We start from the raw sequence: 18,135 nt of genomic DNA, 5'->3' as shown, positions 1-18,135 counted from the left end.
CTCTTGCCCTTTACGGGGTCAGCGGCAGGGAGACCGGCTGGCCGGTCTCCGCGGAGCGATAGGCCGCCAGCGCGATCTCCATGGCCTTCAGGCCGTCGTATCCGGTGATGGGGACCGGCGCGTCCTCCCGGATGGCCCGCATGAAGTCCCGGATCATCTCCAGGTCCATGTTGGTCCCCCAGTGAACCCAGGCGACGCGGTTCTGCGTCTGGCTGTAGAGCTCCACGTTCTGCCGGAACGCGTCCAGGAAGAGCACGCCATCCCGTCCTACGATCTCCATGGTCACATCCCCCCAGGTGGGGAAGATGGGAGGCCGGGACCAGGATGTGTCCAGGGTGGCGAAGGTCCCGGATGAGAAGCGCATAGAGAGCAGGCCGCAGTCATCGATGTGGATGTCCGGGTAGATGAGGTTGTCGAGCTCGGCGTATACCTCGACGACCTCGTCCTCCAGCATCCAGCGCAGCAGATCGGCCACGTGCACGGTGTGGTCCATGACGGCGCCGCCGCCGGCCTTCTCCTTGTCCGTGAACCAGCCGCCCGGCATGGTGCCGTGGTTGGTGCATTTGGCCCCCAGGATGGGGCCGATCTCCCCACCGCGCACGCGCTCGTACACGCGGCGGGTGGGCGGGTTGTAGCGCACCGGGAAGGCGGTCATCAGCTTGACGCCGGCCTCGTCTGCCGCCTGGATCATGGCCTGCGCGTCGGCCACGGTGGTGGCGATGGGCTTCTCGCACAGGATGTGCTTGCCCGCCTGCGCGGCGGCGACGGCCAGGTCCTTGTGGTCCGCGTTGGCCGCGGTGATGATCACGGCGGCGATCTCCTCCTCTCGCAGCAGGGCGTCCAGATCGCCTACGAAGCGGGTCTCGAAGCGCCCGGCCATGGTCTGGCCTCGCTCCGCATCCTCGTCCCAGATGGCGGCCAGCTCCGCGTCCGGCAGCTGGCGCAGGCATTCGGCGTAGCTGAGTGCATGTAGATGGGCAAAGCTGAGCATGGCGATCTTCATGACACACCTCCCCGGACCAGTGAGATCACCTGGCCTGTGTCGGCCGACTCCATGGCGGCCAGCCCGGCCTCGAGCGCCTTCAGCGCGTCTTCCGGCGTCACCCGCAGCGGTGTCCCGTTGACGACGTGGTCCACCCAGTGGCGCAGTTCCACCAGATAGGGGCTCTCCGCCAGCGGGCTTTCGGGCAGGGCCACGCCGCCCCCACGCCCCTCCGTCATCCACCGCTCGATCTGAATGGGGGCGCTCTCCCGGCTGTCCACCGAGAGCAGCCCGCCGTCGCCGGCGATCTCCACGCGCGTCCGGAAGCCGCCGGGATGGGCCCATGACCCCTCCAGGTGGGCGATCGCCCCAGAGGCCATGCGCATGGTGACCAGCGCGTAGTCCCGCTCCACGTCCGTGCGCCCCGTCAGGCTGTGGGCATAGACGCGCAGGATGTCCCCGCAGTACCAGCGTAGCGTGTCGATGTCGTGCAGCATCAGATCCAGGATCACGCCGCCGCTGGCCGCCGTATTGGCGTACCAGTTCTCCTGCCCGGCCCGGGGGAAGGGAGCCACCCGGCTGAAGCGCAGCATCGCGGGCTTGCCGATCGCTCCCTGGTCGATCAGCTCTTTGATGCGCTCGTATTCCGGGAAGAATCGCACCACGTGGCCGATCATCAGGGATACGCCCGCCTCGCGGCATGCCTCGATCGCCCGTTGGCCATCCTCCAGGTGACGGGCCAGCGGCTTCTCGCAGAAGATGTGTTTGCCCGCCCGCGCCGCCGCCATGATCAGCTCGGCGTGGGTGGGCGTTGGCGTGGCGATGACCACCGCGTCGATGGCCGGGTCGGCCAGCAGCGCCTCTGACGAGTCGTAGCGCTGGATACCCAGACTGCTGGCCAGCGCGTCCGCCTCGTTGGCTGGAAGGGCGGTCACGCCCACCAACCGTACGTTGGGGATCTGGCACAGGTGATGGGCGTGAAGCGTTCCCATCGTCCCCGCACCCAATACACCGACGTTCAGCATAGAACCCTCCTGATTCTCATGAAAGGGTAGGCTACCGTAATGAAGTTGTGGCTCATCTTCCGAGCCCCCTCGGTCGACAGCGATATGCCGCCACCGCAGGGCGCTCGCTTACAGGATGCGCCGGGAACGTGGCGAGCTCCCTCGCAGCCAGGAGCGCGCCGGGTGCCGCGGTCAGCCTTGCTGCCAGCGTTCCCGCAGGTAGGAGACGCAGGCCGGCAGCGTCTTGTTCGGATCGTCCGGGATGCTGCATTCGAGCACCATCCAGCCGCTGAATCCGGCGCGACGCAGCGCCTTCAGACTCGCGGCGAAGTCGATGTGCCCATGCCCGGGGAGCAGACGATTGGAGTCGGCCAGGTGCACATGCCCGAGACGGGAGCTGACGGCCCGGATGGAGCCCGGGATATCCGCCTCCTCGATGTTCATGTGGAAGAAGTCGGCCAGTACCTGGATGCGCCGATGGCCGACCGCCTGCCCGATCCGCATCGCGTGGGCCAGCGTGCGCAGGAAGCGAGCCTCGTAGCGATTCAGCGGCTCCAGGAAGATGGCCGCGTCCAGATCGGCGGTCTCGGCGATCACATCCTGCAGCGTGACCACGAGCAGCCGCTCGATAAGCTCGTTCTCCGTCCCCACGGGTGATAGGTCGGGCAGGCGTGTGGGGGGACGGATGGGCACGCAGACGACGCCGGACGCGCCCAGCTGCTCGGCCAGTTGCAGCAGCCGGATCAGGTTTTGGGCGCGGGCAGCTCGCTCCTCCGGGTCCGGCGTGATGAGGTCCTCCGCCCGTGAGGTGCAGATGCTGCTCACCGGGAGCCCGCTGGCGCTCATGGCTGCCTGGATCTCCTCCACATGCTCGAAGATCGGCCCCGAGAATCCCCCGGTGGTCAGCTCAACCCCGGCGAAGCCGTATTCCGCCGCGCGCTGAAACCGTTCCGCCAGCGTTTGACCACGTACCATCGTATGTTGGATCGCTAACCTCACCGTTCGCTATCTCCTTCTACGGGCTTCTGGGCCGGAGTCTGATGAAAGTGTGCATTCCATTCCCGTTCGCGCGCTTGGGAAGGTGCTCGCTTATTCGCCCAGCTCGCTGAGCGCCACAGGGCGCTTTCGTCGGCTGGACTCGTAGGCGGCCATGACGATGGCCAGGTTGTGTCGGGCGGCGCGCCCGTCCAGCTCCGGCGGCCGTCCCTGCTCCAGCGCGGTGATGAAGTCGGAGAACAGCCCGACGAACGACCGGCCGTGATTGCGCTCCCCCACGTCCTGCGACACCCATTGCCCCTGGTCGTTTTCGAACAGTTCGAGCCGCCCGTTGACGAAGCGCAGGCTCCCCCCGGTGCCATGTACCTCTGAGACCCATTGGCCGCCGCCGTGGATCGCCCAGCTTACCTGCACGGACGATACGCCGCCGTTCTCGTGTTCCAGCAGCACGACGGCCAGGTCGTCTACGTCCTGGCGTTGAACGTAGGTGCCCACGTGCGCGAACACGGCCTTCACGGGCGATTGCATTAGGGCCTCGGCCACGTACATGTTGTGGTAGCCATTATCCAGCAGCGCACCCCCGCCCGCCCGCTCCCCCTTCGCTCGCCAGTCCGGGTCGTATCCGGGCGCCCCCCGGTAGTGGCCGCCCCCCAGCCCCTCGTTGCGGATGAAGAACGGCTCTCCGATCTTCCCCGCCTCGATCAGGCGCAGGGCGTGGACGTTGTGGGGGAGGTAGCGGTAGTTGTGGATGATGCCCAGGCGCACGCCGGCGCGCTCCACCGCTTCCAGGATGCGGTCGGCCGACTCCAGCGAGGTGGTCAGAGGCTTCTCCGTCAGGATGTGCCGTCCGGCCTGCGCGCAGGCGATGGTGACCTCCTCATGCAGGAAATGGGGCAGCGCCAGATCGACGAAATCCGGCGTCTCACGATGAAGCAGGTCTCGATAGTCCGCATAGCGTGCCGATTCCGGCACGTCCAGCGCGTCGCCGACCAGCGCCCGTCGCTCGGGTGCCGGATCGGCCAGCGCGATGACGCGAACCCGGTCTTTCAACGTCTGGAAGGCATGCAGGTGTCCTTCCGCAACGATACGGCCACAGCCGATGATCGCCGCTGTGAGCATGGTGGATCCCGTCCTCATTTTGGTGAGATGTGTAAGAGCATGTCTGAAAATTTACCGGCGAGATGTCTGAGGGTCTCCCTCAACGACCAGCTCCACATGGGGAGGTGTGGAGGGGTCCTCCCCTCCACGGAAAACCCCACTTTTCCGGCCTGCACCTGCCTTTCTCGGCCCTTCCCGAAGGACCCAGGCCGAGGCCAGGCAGGTCGAAGGTGGGAGAAGGGCTTTTCCGGAGGGACGGAGCCCCTCCAGGCCTCCCCACAGCAGAAGCAACGGCGTTTTTCAGACATACTCTAAGAGCCCGGCGGTCGGCCGGGCGCTATCCTTGTGGGCTGCGAGGTGTGATCGGATAGGCGCCCGGGATCGCGGCCCCCCGTTTCAGGCCCGCGATTCAACTCCACAAGAGAGGGGCCGGGCACCCCCGGCCCCCTATGCGTTTCGCCAACGGTTGAACGCCCCCGCTCCTTTCAGGCGATCTTCTCCACCGTCACCCATTGCCCGGTCTCGGCCGACTTCAGCACGGCATCAACCACCGCATCCGTCTGAGCCCCGCTCGCGAAGTCGGAGTCGGGCTGCTCGCCCTTGTCCAGCGCGTTGAGGAAGTCCACGATGGCATGGGTGAAGGTGTGCTCATAGCCGATGGGATGGCCGGGCGGCCACCAGTGATCGATGAAGTCATGGTCCCCGGCGTTGGTGCACTGGATGACGGACCATCCCTGGCGGTCGGTGGGTAGGGTGCCGTCGTAGTACTCCAGCTCGTTCATCCGCTCGAAGTTGAAGGCGACGGATCCCTTGGAGCCGTAGATCTCGAACGAATTGTAGTTCTTGCGGCCCAGGGCGAAGCGGGTGGCCTCGAAGGTGGCGACGGGGCCGTTGTCCAGCTCGGCGATGATGGCCGCCGCGTCGTCCACCGTCACCTCGCCCATGCCGCCCCCCGCCGACGAGCCCCACGCGCCCATGTCCTCGGATGGCAGGGGGCGCTGCTTGATGAAGGTCCGGGTCAGCGCGGTGACGCGGGTGGGCTCGCCCACCAGGTAACGACACAGGTCGATGTTGTGGGAGCCGATGTCGCCCAGCGCGCCCGCCCCGGCGACCTCCTTGCGCAGCCGCCAGACCAGCGGGAACTCGGGATCGACGATCCAGTCCTGCAGGTAGGCGCCCCGGAAGTGGCGGATCTCGCCCAGCGCGCCGGACTCGATCAGCTTCTTGGCCAGGCGGATGGCGGGCACCCGGCGATAGTTGTAGTTGCACAGGGTGGTCACCCCGGCCTCCTGGGCGGCCTGCACCATCGCTTTGGCCTCTTCCAGCGTGTTGGCCAGCGGCTTCTCACAGATGATGTGCTTCCCCGCCTTGGCCGCGGCGATGGCGATCTCGGCGTGGGTGTTGCCGGGGGAGGCGATGTCGATCACGTGGATGTCGTCCCGCTCGACCACCTCGCGCCAGTCGGTGGCGACCTCCTCCCACCCGAATTGATCCGCCACGGCCTGCGCCGCCTCGCGATTGCGCCCCACCAGGACCTTCATCACGGGCTTGATCGGTAGCTCGGGGAAGAAGATCGGCGCCTGACGGAGGGCGTTGGAGTGTGCTCGTCCCATGAACTTGTAACCGATGAGTGCTACATTGACCGTTTTCGCCATGGTTACCTCCTGATATCAGGGTGCAGGATGCAGGATACCGGATGCAGGGTGCAGGATGCAAGATCCAGGATGCAAGATGCAGGATACAAGATCCAGGATCCAGGATACAAGATGCAGGATACAGGTCATGCTCGCCGGATCCGCAGATGGGCGGCCTCAAACCCGAAGGGCACGAAGATGTAGTCGTCCGTCCATCGGCTCATGTCCACAAAGTCGTTGGGCCCGGTCCATCTTTGATCGCCACCCGCCCGGTGGAGCGGCCCCAACAGGTTGCGCAGGCTGGTGACCAGGCGCACCTCGATCTCGTTGGCGCCTGGCTTCAGGTGCTCGGTCACGTCCACCTCATGGGGCGGCAGGAGGGTGATCCCCGCCTGCTGGCCGTTGACCCATACCTCGGCGACGATGGCGTGTAGCCCGTCCAGGGCCAGGATGGCTTGCTCCCCCGGATCGGCGACCTCCACCGTCTGGCTCAGGCTGAGGATGCCGGCGAAGAAGGGGTAGCCCTGGGTGTTCAGATCCCGGCTGGTCCCGCCCGCCGCCTCCTGGGTCAGCGCGAACTCCGGGGCATAGCGGTCGAAGTCCATCCCCTCCGCGCCGTGCCGCTCCGGGCCGATGCGGCGGGCGCTCACGCCGAAATCCCCGATCAGGTAGATGTCCTCCAGTTCCGTGTCCTCCGCCACCACGCCCGTCAGCTCGATCGTGTTCTCCCCCTCTTGCACGTAAGAACGGATATCCACCCGCTTGAAGCTGATGTCCCGCCAGTATCCTGTGTCCTGGTACGGCACGTTACGTCCGTTCACGGCGATTTGGAACCGCTCGGGACATTCCAGGACTAGTTCGATAGCGGAGGGTAGGGCCTCGACCTGGAAGCGGAACCGCAGCGCGAATGGCGTTCCCGTGCCAGCCATCATGGCGTCGCGATGGGCCTGCCAGATCGGCTTGCGCTCGCTCCATGGCCCGTCGTCCAGGCGGATGGAGCAATAGTCCAGGGTGATTGCGTTGGGATCCAGGCGTCGGAAGGTCCAGCGGTCGGGGAGCGCGATCGACTCCTCGGTGGAGGGGCGTTGTTCGGAGGATAGGGCCACCGGCGGTTGATCCGTGTGCATGACCAGCAGATGCGATCCCACCGGCGGGAACGAGAGGGTTACCTCGGTACGGCCGCCGGAGACGTGCCCGGCAAGGGGTTCCGTCTGCCCGGTGAAGGGATCCCATCGCTCCAGGCGTCCCTCTCCCGGCAGCACAACCCGGACCTCCCGTCCCTCGTACAGATCCTGGTTGGCGAGGAAGAAGATCTCGGTGGTCCCATCGCGCCGGTGGTGGTAGATGATCTCCTCTGCCCCTTCGCCCTCGATCAGGATATCAGCGGGCAAGCGGGCGTCCAGGGCCTGGGCGATGGCCGCTCGCTCGTTGGGGATGCGCACCGTCTCCGGCGGGAGCACGCGTTGGGCCGGGCGGCCATCCACTCGCGTGGGCGCCTCCCCCACGGCCAGGACGAGGCCGCCAGCCTCGGCGAAGTCGTGGAGCAGGTCTACCGTGGATTGGGCCAGCGTGGTGCCCGGAGGCACGATCACCACCCGGTACGCCATTTCCCCGACCCGAATACGTCCGTCCGCCACTTTGCCATATCGGGCGAGGAGGATCTCATCGGCGAAGTGATAATCGCGATGCAGCGCCAGCAGGCTGTCGTTCAGGGCTTGCAGCTCCCGGCTCAGACGTTCGGCCCGGAGCGTTCCCATGGGCCTGTAGACCGTCCATGCGCTGGCGATGGGGTGGATGACCAGCACGTCGACCACGCGCTGACCTTGCGTGAGCACGTAGCTCAGGCGCGTGTAGTACGTGTCGAAGGCGCTGTTGTACGGCCACCACGGCTGCTGGTAGTAGATGTTCGGCGGGTAGTCCCGCTTGCGGGCGCCCCGCATGGCGTAGAGCGAGAGGTGCGGGTTCAACACGCTGATGCCCAGCGCGTACAGGTGGTCGCCGATCCACTTGCGGCCTGCGAAGCTGAAGTCCTGTCCTGAGCAGCCGTATGCCTCGCACAGGGCCAGGGGTTTCCCCAGCTGGCACACGACGCTGTCGAGCTGCTTGGCCGTCACCGGCTGGTCGATATCCCGGCAGAGCTTGTCGATGCCGGGGAGCTGCATGTACTCGTAGTGCGGCATGGCGGCGCCGATCCAGCGGATCTGGCTCTCCAGCGTGTCCTCCGCCATCATGTGGCCGGTGAGCATCAGGTTGTGCTCGGCGCACCACTCGCCCACCTGGCGGGTGAAGCTGTCCACGAATCGCAGCGTGACGGTGCGCCAGAAGTCGTAACGCACCCGCATGTAATCGCCCGTGTCGAAGAACAGGCTGGGCAGCTCCGGGATCAGGTCGTAGCCGTTGCGCTCTCGGAACTCCTCGGGGAGATCGTCGGTCCAGGGGATCGCGCGGTGGTATCCCCTCCAGCGAATGTATTGCGGCTCATCCGTGAAGATGCCCGGGATCGTCGTCCCAAAGGCGTCGCCTACCTCACGGGCATATGCCTCATAGGTGCTTTCGATGAAGGCGCGTACCGCCTCCGGGTTCAACGCGTCGAAGTAGCAGTACCCGTTGAACCAGGGCTCGGTCAGCGTGGCGGTGACGGGGTAGATCTGCACCCAGGCGTGGGTGGTCGGATCGAAGGCCGAGGGGTCGGGCGCGGGCTGGAAGTCAACCAGTTGCCCTTCCTCACGGCGGGCGATCCAGGCGCCCAGCCGTTCGGGAATATGCGTTGGCTTGTGGTCGACCAGGCAGTAGAGTGTCTTGCTCCGATACGCGGGGGAGAGGGCGGGGACGATGCCGCCGGCGAAGCCGCTGGGCCATTTGTCCTCGTCGTACAGCCAGGCGTGCATGCCGCGTCGCTTCGCCTCCATCACACAGGCTTTGACGCACTCGAACCAGCGGCGGGACAGATACGGGGTGATCAGTCCCACGCGGGAGTGCATGAAGAACCCTCCCCAACCGCCTTCGTCCATCACGCCGATCTGCCGGACCAGCTCGTCCTCCTGCAGATCGTCGTTCCATGACCAGAAAGGCGCCGCGCCGTAGGTCTTCGGCGGGGTCTGAAATGTCGAGAGGTCAAGCATCGTTCCCTATCGCTCCTCGAAGAAGAGGACGTCGACACGCCTCGGGCCGTGGACGCCCAGCGTCAGAATCATCTCGATATCGGCGGTGCGACTGGGACCGCTGATGAGGACGATGTTGCTTGCGTCGGTGAAGAACTCGCGCGCCCGTCCGGTCGTCCGCAGGTCGGACAGCCACGCCTCCGCGTTGGGATAGAGGCGGGACATGGGCACCAGGGCCAGGTGGCGGGGGGTGATCAGGGAGGCCAGCCGACAGGATCCCGGCCCGCTGCGCACGATCAGCGTGCCCGTGCTGGCGAGGGCTGCCTCCGCGCCGCTCAGGCCCAACTCCACTTCGGCGGCCAGCTGGAGCGTGTCCTCTCGATCGTTCGCGCGGAAGTCCGGCACGATGACCTCCACCCCAACCGTGGTCAGCGCCTCATACAGCCCTGGCAGCGGCCACAGCCGGGGATCCCAGGCCAGAATCCGCCGAAGCCCTTCCTCCTGGAATCTCGCCAGCAGCTTCAGCCGGGCGGCGGCGATGGTCTCCGCGTATTCCCAGGTACCCCCCAGCAGGGTCAACTCCTGTCCGAATCGCTCCAGCCACTCCTGGCGGCAGCCGGTGAGGTGCGTGACCGGCTCATAGCGGCTCGGCCGCGGGGGGCGCATGGGAGGGGTAGGGCTCGTCCGAAGCGCCTGGTGCAGCCGGTTCAGGATCGCCTGTCGCGCCTCCGTCATGGCCTTGCCTCCCGCTTCGCCCAACGCTCCCGAAACGGCTTGACGGCGGGAGCCGGGAAGTCCCGGCTGCGCGTCCACCGGTTCAGCGGCGGGGGCAGCCGGCGGATCCATCCTCGTCGCGCCAGCCCTAGGGTGCCCCAGGCGGCCAGCCGCCCGGCCCATCGATAGCGGGCGGGCGACGCCATGATCCAGCGCCATCCCCGGATGGCCCATCGCTCCCATCGCGAGGAGAGCCCTGTCCTCGTCAGCTCGCTGCGGAGCTTCAGGAGAAGCCGGGGGAGGTCGATCCGCACGGGGCACACATCCCGGCAGGCGCCGCATAGCGAGCTGGCGTTGGGAAGCTCCCTGGCGCGGGGGAACCCCTGCAGGAGCGGCGTCACCACGGCGCCGATGGGCCCGGGGTATACCCAGCCGTAAGCGTGCCCCCCGATCTCCCGATAGACGGGGCAGCTGTTCAAGCAGGCGCCGCATCGGATACAGTATAGGGCCTCGGTGTATCCTTCGGCGATGATATGGCTGCGGCCGTTGTCCAGAAGGATCAGGTGCAGCTCCTCCGGGCCGTCCGGGTCGCCCGGCCGCGCGGGGCCGTTGATGAGGCTCACATATGTGGTCATCTTCTGACCGGTAGCGCTGCGCGGGAGGATCTGCACGAGCAGGATCAGATCCTCCAACGTGGCGATCACCTTCTCGATGCCCATGATCGCCACGTGCAGGGGGGGCAGGCTGGTCACGAAGCGCCCGTTGCCCTCGTTGGTGATGATGGCCAGCGTGCCCGTCTCCGCCACCGCGAAGTTGACCCCGGTGATCCCCATGTCGGCCCGCAGGAAGTAGCGGCGCAGACGGCGGCGGGCCGTCTCGGTCAGGACCTCCGGTTCCAGAGTGCGCGGCACGTCGAGGTGGCGCTCGAAGATGTCGGCGATATCCTCTTTGCGCTTGTGAACGGCGGGCACGACGATGTGGGAGGGCATCTCCCCCGCCAGCTGGATGATGAACTCGCCCAGGTCGGTCTCCGTCACCTCCAGCCCGGCGGACTGGAGCGCCTGGTTGAGGCCGATCTCCTCGGAGACCATGGACTTGCCCTTGACGATGCGGCGCACCCCGTGGGATTGGGCCAGGTCCAGGACGATCTGATGAGCCTGGGCCGCGTCCTCCGCCCAGTGGACGACCCCGCCGTGGGCCGTTACCTCGGCCTCCAGCCGCTCCAGGAGCTCGGGCAGGTGCGCGATGGCATGCTCTCGCGCCGCGCGGGCCTGATCTCGCAGCAGCTCCGGGTCGGATAGCTCGGCGAAGGCCTGTGCCCGTTTCCGCTCGAACTGCCCGGTGGCGCGCTGCAGCGCGGTGCGCAGGTGCCGATCCCCCAGGGCGAGACGCACCCGCTCCTTGAACGAAGGCGTCGTGGACTGCCTGGTCGTCGTCATCCCATCAACCGGATGATCTCTTCCTGCAATGGAAGCGTGGTGACCTCAGCTGCGTCCTCGCCGACGTACATATCGATCTCCAGGCGCACGCCGAACTCAGGCAGGTAGATGCCCGGCTCGATGGAGAAGCCGATGCCCGGGATCAATCGCCGGCGGTCCTGGGTCTCCAGGTTATCGATGTTCACGCCGTTGCCGTGTCCCTCCACGCCGATGGAGTGGCCAGTGCGGTGGATGAAGTACTCGCCGTAGCCGGCGCGAGCGATCACCCCCCGTGCCACGTCGTCCACCTCGTAGCCATGGAGCGACCGTCCGGACTGTATGCCCTCCTGGACGAAGCGGATCGCCGCGTCCCTTGCCTCCCGTACGATGTCGAAGATCTCCTGGTGGCGCTGGGGCGGCCGTTCCCCCGCGTAAGCCACCCAGGTGATGTCCGCATATACCGCGTCCGGCTCCGCCTGCTTGGCCCAGAGATCGATCAGCACCCAATCGCCGGGGCAGATGGGCGTCGGGCGCTCGGGCGAGGGGAAGTAGTGGGGATTCCCACTGTGCGCGTTCACGGCCACGATGGCGCTGGCGCCAACCATGCCGCGGTCCGTGCACCGCTCGATGATGAACGCCTGCACCTCGTGCTCGTAGAGGACGCGCCCCTCTTTCAACGTCCGGGCGATGAGTGCGAAGGCGTCGTCCTTGACCTCTATGAGCGCGGCCGCGCTGCGGCGGTGGCCCTCCCGTTGCGCGGGCGTCCACCGGGCCTCCACGGCCTGCACCAGATCGGCGGAGGAGGCGACCTCCACGCCCAGCCCGCGTACCTGGTCGATCGTCCCCGCGTCGACCCGGGAGACGTATGGGATGGCGCCCTGGGGCGAATATTCCATGGCGATCTTGCTCGCCCCGCCGACGAGGCTTTGCAGGCGATCCAGCCAGTCGCGCCAGCTCACATAGGTGAGAACGCGCCCGGGCGCGGGAGGCTCGAACTGTCCCGCTTCCAGGCGCGGGATCACCCATGCGGGCTCACCGTGGGCCGGGACCCAGTAGGCCCAGCGACGGCTGAACACCCCATGTTCGGGCAGGCCCACCACGCGCCGGGCGATGGGGTTGCTGCCGCGGAAGTCGAAGAGCAGCCATCCATCCAGCCCGGCCTCTTGCAGCAGGCTTTGAACTTGGATCAGGTGGAACATGGTGGAAGGGCTCAGCCCTCGCTTGCCTGCTTCTGCAGATCCTCTACCAGCGCCTGGGTGCGCTCGGCGGTGTCCAGCATGAGTTGCAGCCCGCTGGCGGCCATGAAGAGCAGCCCGGCGAAGAAGAGAGCGGGCGCGAAGGGCAGGAAGAACAGGGTGAGCCGCAGGACGAGCCTGACGCCGCCGGGGGCCGTCAATCCCTCATAACCCGCCTTCGCCTGCCAGGAGAGACCGTTCCACAGTCCCCACAGGAACACCAGAGCCGCCAGCACCAGTGAGACCACGGCCAGAATACGCAACCAGCGATACTTGTTCTCCATGAGACCTCCTTTCTTGGTCCTTGTGTTGTGAACCGCGATGTGAAAAAGTGGGTACCTTGGATGAATCCTCCGCTTTTATAAGAGCGAGCGGATTTGACTCGTCAATGCGTCGATGGCGTCGTTGTCAGGCAACACGCCGATCTCCACTCGATATTCGCGCTTCTCCCCCGGCTCCAGGATGACCAGCGTGCCCCGCTCGCGCTCCGCCGCGCGGCCCATGACGAGGCAGTTGGCCGGCTCGACCCCGACGACGTAGGTCCCCGCGCCCATCTGCTTCCACTCGATGAGCTGGGGCAGCTCAGCCTGTCGGTACCGGATGTAGGCCCCGAAGCCGCGCCCGTTGTCCAGCGTGCGATTGGCCAGCACGGCCGTCACATATCCGTCCGCGTCCGCCCGCGCGTTGTGGAAGAAGACCTGTTCCGCGTAGCCGGGCTGCGGCGTCTCGAAGCGGTGGTGCTGGTCGAGGCCTGGCTCGGCCACGGCGTCACGCGGGGTTACCGTGGTCGACGGGACGATCAGCTCCGTTCCCTCGTCGATGAGAGGCCAGCCGAAGTTGCAGTGGTATAGCATCATGTGCGGGGTGGGCAGGTGGCCGATGTTCTCCACGGTGTCCTCGATGAACAGGCGGGACTCGCCCAGCCGGGCGGAGATGCGGCGGGTCAGCAGCAGATCCTCGCCGAAGATCACGGTCTCCCGCATCTTCCCCTGCACCCAGATCACGTACTCATCGCCGTCCCACCCGGCGTCCGCGTACACATGGCGGGCAGGGATGTGACCGATGCGCCCGTGCAACCCCAGCGCCTCGCCCTGATCCTCGCACGGGGCGCCCACCTGGGTCAGCCCACAGGTGGCCACCAGGCCGCCGTGGAAGGTGCGCAGCCATCCCAGCCCTTGCGGCTCATAGAACGAGGGGGCGGGCGTGCCCGGCTGTGCCTGCCAGGCCAGCGCCCGGCCGTTATACGTGGCCGCGCCGATGTCCATACCGCGATCCAGGAGCACGGTGAAGGAGAAACCGCTTCCCGTGTACACGTCAGCGACGCGCACGCCGCGCTCAGGGCCGTCGGCCAGCTCCGCCAGCCGCACCCCGGCCACCTGACGCATGTCACCGATCCGTTGTAGCAGCTCCTCGCGAGAGAGGGAACGGCCGTAGAGGTTTATCATAGCTTCTCCCTATTGATGCGCTGAAAGTTACCCTACAGATCTATGCTTCGATCCCTCGACGAACGCGTATCGCTGTAGCTGTCCTATCCCCGGTCTTCCCCGGCGCAGGTGACCACTCGCTCGTCATAGGTCATCCTGACCTGCTGCCCGGGCGGCACGACCAGGAAGTCCTCGTCCCAGTCGCCGTTGAGCAGCCGGCGGATCAGCACCAGATCCCCTGCCAGCCGATCGAATCGCCAGCCGCGCCGCTCCGCCTGGGAGCGGGCCTGCGCCTCGATGCGTGACCCGTCGCCGACGCCCATGTCGATGTATGCCGCCCGTTGGTAATGCTGCTGCCAGGCGCCCATGACCTCCATCAGGTAGTCGGCGTTGTCCTTTCCGTACTTCTCCACGTATTCCTGATACACGGCGTCGATGTCGGTGCTGGTGTTCGCGCCCAGGGCTACCCCGCCGCCACTCCCATCCGAGCGCTCCATGTAATCCAGATTATACCAGTAAGTGCCCGGACATTCCTCGAACTGTTGTCGGTAGCGCTCCCTGGAGCCCAGGAAGATGGTGATGCAGTCGTGCGCTCGTGGGATGAGCAGGGGGATTCCCCGGGCCTCCAACCCGGCCGTGGCCTGCCCGCACAAGCCGTACGCCAGCACGATCGCGTCATATCCCTCGTCTGCCAAGACGTCAATGCGAGCCTGAAGCCGCGCCCGCAGATCAGGTGGGTCATCGTGTAGCCCGCGGCGAAACAGCTCCACATCGACGATGTGCGGCGAGTGGGCCGCGCAGAGGTACAGCGGCCGGGCCAACACCTCACATGCCAGGCATCTCAGTCGCATTATACCTCAAAATGTCTGATGCTCCGTGCGGGCGATGATCTCATCTTGCAGAGCCTTGTTAAGGTCACAGAAGTAGTCGCTGTAACCAGCCACGCGCACGATGAGATCCCGGTATCGCTCCGGATTCCGTTGCGCCGCCCGCAATGTGTCGGCGTCCACGACGTTGAACTGGATATGGTGGCCATCCAGCCGGAAATATGTCCGGATCAGATGGACCAGTTTGTCCAGGTCCCGGTCGTTTTGGAGCAGTTGCGGCGTGAACTTCTGGTTGAGCAGCGTGCCGCCGGTGCGGGCGTGATCCATCTTGGCCACCGACTTCAGAACCGCCGTGGGGCCGCGTCGATCCGCCCCCTGGACGGGCGAGACCCCTTCCGAGAGGGGAGTCCCGGCCTTGCGTCCGTCGGGTGTGGCCCCGATCACTGAGCCGAAATAGACGTGGACCGTGGTCGGCAGCAGGTTGATGTGATACTCCCCGCCCTTGGTGTTGGGACGACCGTCCACCGCGTCGAAGTAGGCCTCGAACAGGGCCCTCATCACCTCGTCGGCGTAATCATCGTCGTTGCCGTACCGGGGCGTCCGGTTCAGCAGCATCAGGCGCGTCCTCTTGTGGCCCTCGAAGTCGTCTCGCAGGGCGGCCAGAAGCCGTGCCATGGTCAGCGTCTTCCGGTCGAAGACGTGGTACTTGATGGCCGTCATGGCGTCGGTGATGGTGCCCAGCCCCACGCCCTGGATATAGGTCGTGTTGTAGCGCGCCCCGCCGTCGTGGTAGTCCCGGCCGGTGGCGATGCAGTCATCGATCAGGATCGAGAGGAACGGTGCGGGCATATGGCGGGCGTACAGCCGCTCGATGACGTTGTTCCCCCGCACCTTGATGTCGATGAAGTAGTTGAGCTGTCTTCTGTACGCCTCGAATAGCTCGTCGAAGGACCGGAATCGCGTCGGGTCCCCCGTCCTCAGCCCGATCTGCTTCCCCGTGCGCGGGTCAACGCCGTTGTTCAGGGTGATCTCCAGCACCTTCGGCATGTTGAAATAGCCGGTCAGATTGTAGTTCTCCTTGCCGAAGGCACCCACCTCCACGCAGCCGCTGGACCCGCCGTTTCGGGCGTCGAGGATGGATTTACCCTGGCGCACGAGCTCCTGGACGATCAGGTCGGAGTTGAACACGGATGGCTGGCCAAAACCTGTGCGGATGATGCGGGCGGCCCGTTTGATGAATCGGTCCGGGCTCTTCTTGCTCACCTGGATGGAGGCGCTGGGCTGCACGAGCCGCATCTCCTCCACCACATCCAGGATCAGATAGGTGACCTCGTTGACGCCGTCCGATCCGTCCGGCTTCAGGCCTCCGAGGTTAATCTGAGCGAAGTCGGTGTAGGTGCCGCTCTCCTCCGCCGTGACCCCGACCTTGGGGGGAGCCGGCTGGTTGTTGAATTTGATCCAGAGGCATTGCAGCAGCTCCTCGGCCTGCTCCCGGGTGAGGGTTCCGTCCTCCAGTCCCCTCTTGTAGAAGGGGTACAGATGTTGGTCCAGCCGGCCGGGGCTGAAGGCATCCCACGTGTTCAGCTCAGTCGTCACGCCCAGGTGGACGAACCAGTAGTATTGCAGAGCCTCCCAGAAGTCCCGCGGAGGATGCGCCGGGACGTGCGAGCAGACCTCGGCGATGCGCTCCAGCTCCTTTCGGCGCTGCGGGTCCTCCTCTCGCGCCGCCAGCTCTCTCGCCTTCTCCGCGTGTCGCTCCGCGAAGCGGATCAGCGCGTCGGCGCAGATGAGCATCGCTTTGAGCTCTTCCTGTTTATCATAGGCATCCGGGTCGTTCAGGTAGTCTAGATTCTCCAGGCTCCTCTGGATGTCCCGTTTGAAGTCCAGGAACCCTTTGCGATAGATCTTGTCATCCAGCACCGTGTGGCCGGGCGCTCGTTGCTCCATGAACTCGGTGAAGATGCCGGCTTCGTACGCGGCCTTCCATTCTTCCGTCATCTCCTGGAAGAGCAAATCCCGGAGGGATTTTCCCCTCCAGAAGGGGATGATGGTCTCCTCGTATACCCGCCGGGCCTCCTCGCTGACGGCGAACGGGATCTTCTCTCTGGAGTTCAGGATATCCAAGTCCTCCAGGCTATGGCAACACAGCTCCGGATAGGTGGGCGCTGCCTTAGGGAAGGGGCCTTTCTCGCCGACGATGAGCTCCCCCTCGCCGATGTAGATGGTCTTGCGCTCCATCAGGTACTGAAAGGCCCGTGCGCGCCGCACAGGCACGGACGTCAGCCCCTGATCTCGCTTGTAGAAATCGGTCAGAAGTTCTGCCCTCTCCGTCGAGAGGGTGGGTGGCGCCGCCAGACTTTGTTCCCTCAGCCGGGCGACCCTCTCCGTCATCACCATGCCTCATCCTCCCACTTCGACGCGCAGGCCAAATCCCCTCAGGATTTGAGCGATCTCGGACACCCTCTCCTTGGAGGGAGGATGGGTATCGGGGAGCGTGTAGGCTTTGTCCAGTCGCTCGTATTTCTCGGCCCCCATGCGATGGTAGGGCAGCAGGTCTACATGGTTCAGATGGGGAAGCGCGGCGGCGAACCGGCCCAGCTGTCGGATGTTCTCCTCATCGTCGTTGATGCCCGGGATCAGGGGGATGCGAAGGACGATCTCGCGTCCCTGTTTGGAGAGCGCCTGGAGATTTTCCAGGATCGGACGGTTGGTCGCGCCCGCGTACTTCCGATGCTGGGCATCGTCCATCAGCTTCAGGTCATAGAGGAAGAGGTCGGCCAGCTGGCCCACCCTCTCCATCGTCTCCCAGGGAGCGAAACCGCTGGTGTCCACGGCGGTGTGAATGCCCCTCTCCCGGCATGCCTCCAGCAGGGCGATCAGGAACTCCCCTTGCAAGAGGGGCTCCCCACCGGAGAAGGTCACGCCCCCGCCTGACTCCTCGTAGAAGGCGGCGTCGCGCTCGATCTCCGCCATCACCTCTGCCACCGTCATCTCCCGGCCCGCGATCTCCCGCGCCTCGGCGTAGCACACCTCGGCGCAGGCCCCGCAGAGCACGCATTTCTCCCTGTCGGTGATGGGTATGCCGCCATTCTGGGAGATGGCCCCCTGCTCACAGGCCGCTACACAGGCGTAACATCGGATGCACCGGCTCTCCCGGACGATCAACTCCGGCCCTGGGGCCTGGCTTTCAGGGTTGTGGCACCACCAGCAGCTCAGTGGGCATCCCTTCAAGAAGACCGTTGTGCGAATCCCCGGTCCATCATGGACGGAAAACCGCTTGAAATCGAAGATAATTCCCTTCACCGCCGCTTTCAACTCAGCGCTCGCTTCTCATGCAGAGGCCGTCTCCCCATCGTCATCGGCGCATCGAGTGTTCGTGATCCCATTATAGGCTTTCTTCCGTCGGGCTGTCAACGGGATCGCGTCACATGGAAACGTGAGGTATGGAAAAGAACGCTACGGCCGCCATCGACCGCCCCCCTGGGGAGTCTGAGATCGTGTCTGAAAATTTGCCGGCAAGGTGTCTGAGGATCTCCCTCAACTACCAGCTCCACAGGGGGAGGTGTGGAGGGGACCTCCCCTCCACGGGAAACTCCGCTTTTCCGGCCTGCACCTGCCTCTCGGCCCTTCCTGAAGGACCCAGGCCGAGGCCGGGCAGGTCGAAGGCGGGAGGAAGGCTTTTTCTGGAGGGGCGAAGCCCCT

At 65.7% G+C, this 18,135-nt stretch carries 14 protein-coding genes; all 14 read right to left on the bottom strand.

Annotated elements, in window-relative coordinates:
• Positions 1-10: 10 nt before the first annotated feature.
• Complete coding sequence (locus GXP39_17280) at positions 11-1,003, bottom strand: Gfo/Idh/MocA family oxidoreductase (protein NOZ29782.1); 993 nt, start codon at positions 1,001-1,003, stop codon at positions 11-13.
• Complete coding sequence (locus tag GXP39_17275; protein NOZ29781.1) at positions 1,000-2,007, bottom strand: Gfo/Idh/MocA family oxidoreductase; 1,008 nt, start codon at positions 2,005-2,007, stop codon at positions 1,000-1,002. The genes GXP39_17280 and GXP39_17275 overlap by 4 nt, the downstream gene beginning before the upstream one ends.
• A gap of 171 nt (positions 2,008-2,178) precedes the next feature.
• Complete coding sequence (locus GXP39_17270) at positions 2,179-2,985, bottom strand: sugar phosphate isomerase/epimerase (protein NOZ29780.1); 807 nt, start codon at positions 2,983-2,985, stop codon at positions 2,179-2,181.
• 90 nt (positions 2,986-3,075) lie between these two features.
• The gene (locus GXP39_17265) at positions 3,076-4,101 is read right to left on the bottom strand and encodes a Gfo/Idh/MocA family oxidoreductase (protein ID NOZ29779.1); all 1,026 of its coding nucleotides are present in this window, start codon (positions 4,099-4,101) and stop codon (positions 3,076-3,078) included.
• Between the two features lie 464 nt (positions 4,102-4,565).
• Positions 4,566-5,735 (bottom strand): Gfo/Idh/MocA family oxidoreductase, encoded by a 1,170-nt coding sequence (locus GXP39_17260; protein NOZ29778.1) that lies wholly within the window; start codon positions 5,733-5,735, stop codon positions 4,566-4,568.
• 125 nt (positions 5,736-5,860) lie between these two features.
• Positions 5,861-8,836, bottom strand: a complete 2,976-nt coding sequence (locus GXP39_17255) for a hypothetical protein (protein ID NOZ29777.1) — start codon at positions 8,834-8,836, stop codon at positions 5,861-5,863.
• A gap of 6 nt (positions 8,837-8,842) precedes the next feature.
• Positions 8,843-9,550: a hypothetical protein gene (locus GXP39_17250; GenBank protein ID NOZ29776.1), complete on the bottom strand. Its 708-nt coding sequence runs from the start codon at positions 9,548-9,550 to the stop codon at positions 8,843-8,845.
• Positions 9,547-10,968 carry an iron-sulfur cluster-binding protein gene (locus GXP39_17245; protein NOZ29775.1) on the bottom strand — a complete coding sequence of 474 codons (1,422 nt, stop codon included), beginning with the start codon at positions 10,966-10,968 and terminating at the stop codon, positions 9,547-9,549. The genes GXP39_17250 and GXP39_17245 overlap by 4 nt, the downstream gene beginning before the upstream one ends.
• Positions 10,965-12,146 carry an aminopeptidase P family protein gene (locus GXP39_17240; protein NOZ29774.1) on the bottom strand — a complete coding sequence of 394 codons (1,182 nt, stop codon included), beginning with the start codon at positions 12,144-12,146 and terminating at the stop codon, positions 10,965-10,967. The genes GXP39_17245 and GXP39_17240 overlap by 4 nt, the downstream gene beginning before the upstream one ends.
• 11 nt (positions 12,147-12,157) lie before the next feature.
• Positions 12,158-12,466 (bottom strand): hypothetical protein, encoded by a 309-nt coding sequence (locus GXP39_17235; protein NOZ29773.1) that lies wholly within the window; start codon positions 12,464-12,466, stop codon positions 12,158-12,160.
• 75 nt (positions 12,467-12,541) lie between these two features.
• Entirely contained in the window at positions 12,542-13,627 is a 1,086-nt protein-coding gene (locus GXP39_17230) for an aldose 1-epimerase family protein (protein NOZ29772.1), read from the bottom strand.
• 83 nt (positions 13,628-13,710) lie between these two features.
• Complete coding sequence (locus GXP39_17225; GenBank protein NOZ29771.1) at positions 13,711-14,457, bottom strand: DUF1638 domain-containing protein; 747 nt, start codon at positions 14,455-14,457, stop codon at positions 13,711-13,713.
• Between the two features lie 6 nt (positions 14,458-14,463).
• A complete protein-coding gene (locus GXP39_17220) occupies positions 14,464-16,824 on the bottom strand; it encodes a glycyl radical protein (protein NOZ29770.1) in 2,361 nt (786 codons plus the stop codon).
• A gap of 9 nt (positions 16,825-16,833) precedes the next feature.
• Positions 16,834-17,736, bottom strand: coding sequence for a glycyl-radical enzyme activating protein (locus tag GXP39_17215; GenBank protein ID NOZ29769.1), 903 nt, complete (start codon positions 17,734-17,736; stop codon positions 16,834-16,836).
• Positions 17,737-18,135: the final 399 nt, after the last annotated feature.

It is taken from the genome of Chloroflexota bacterium, assembly GCA_013152435.1.
Taxonomy (GTDB): domain Bacteria; phylum Chloroflexota; class Anaerolineae; order DUEN01; family DUEN01; genus DUEN01.
The sequence above is the reverse complement of the archived record's forward strand: the minus strand, read 5'-3'. Positions and strand labels throughout refer to the sequence as shown.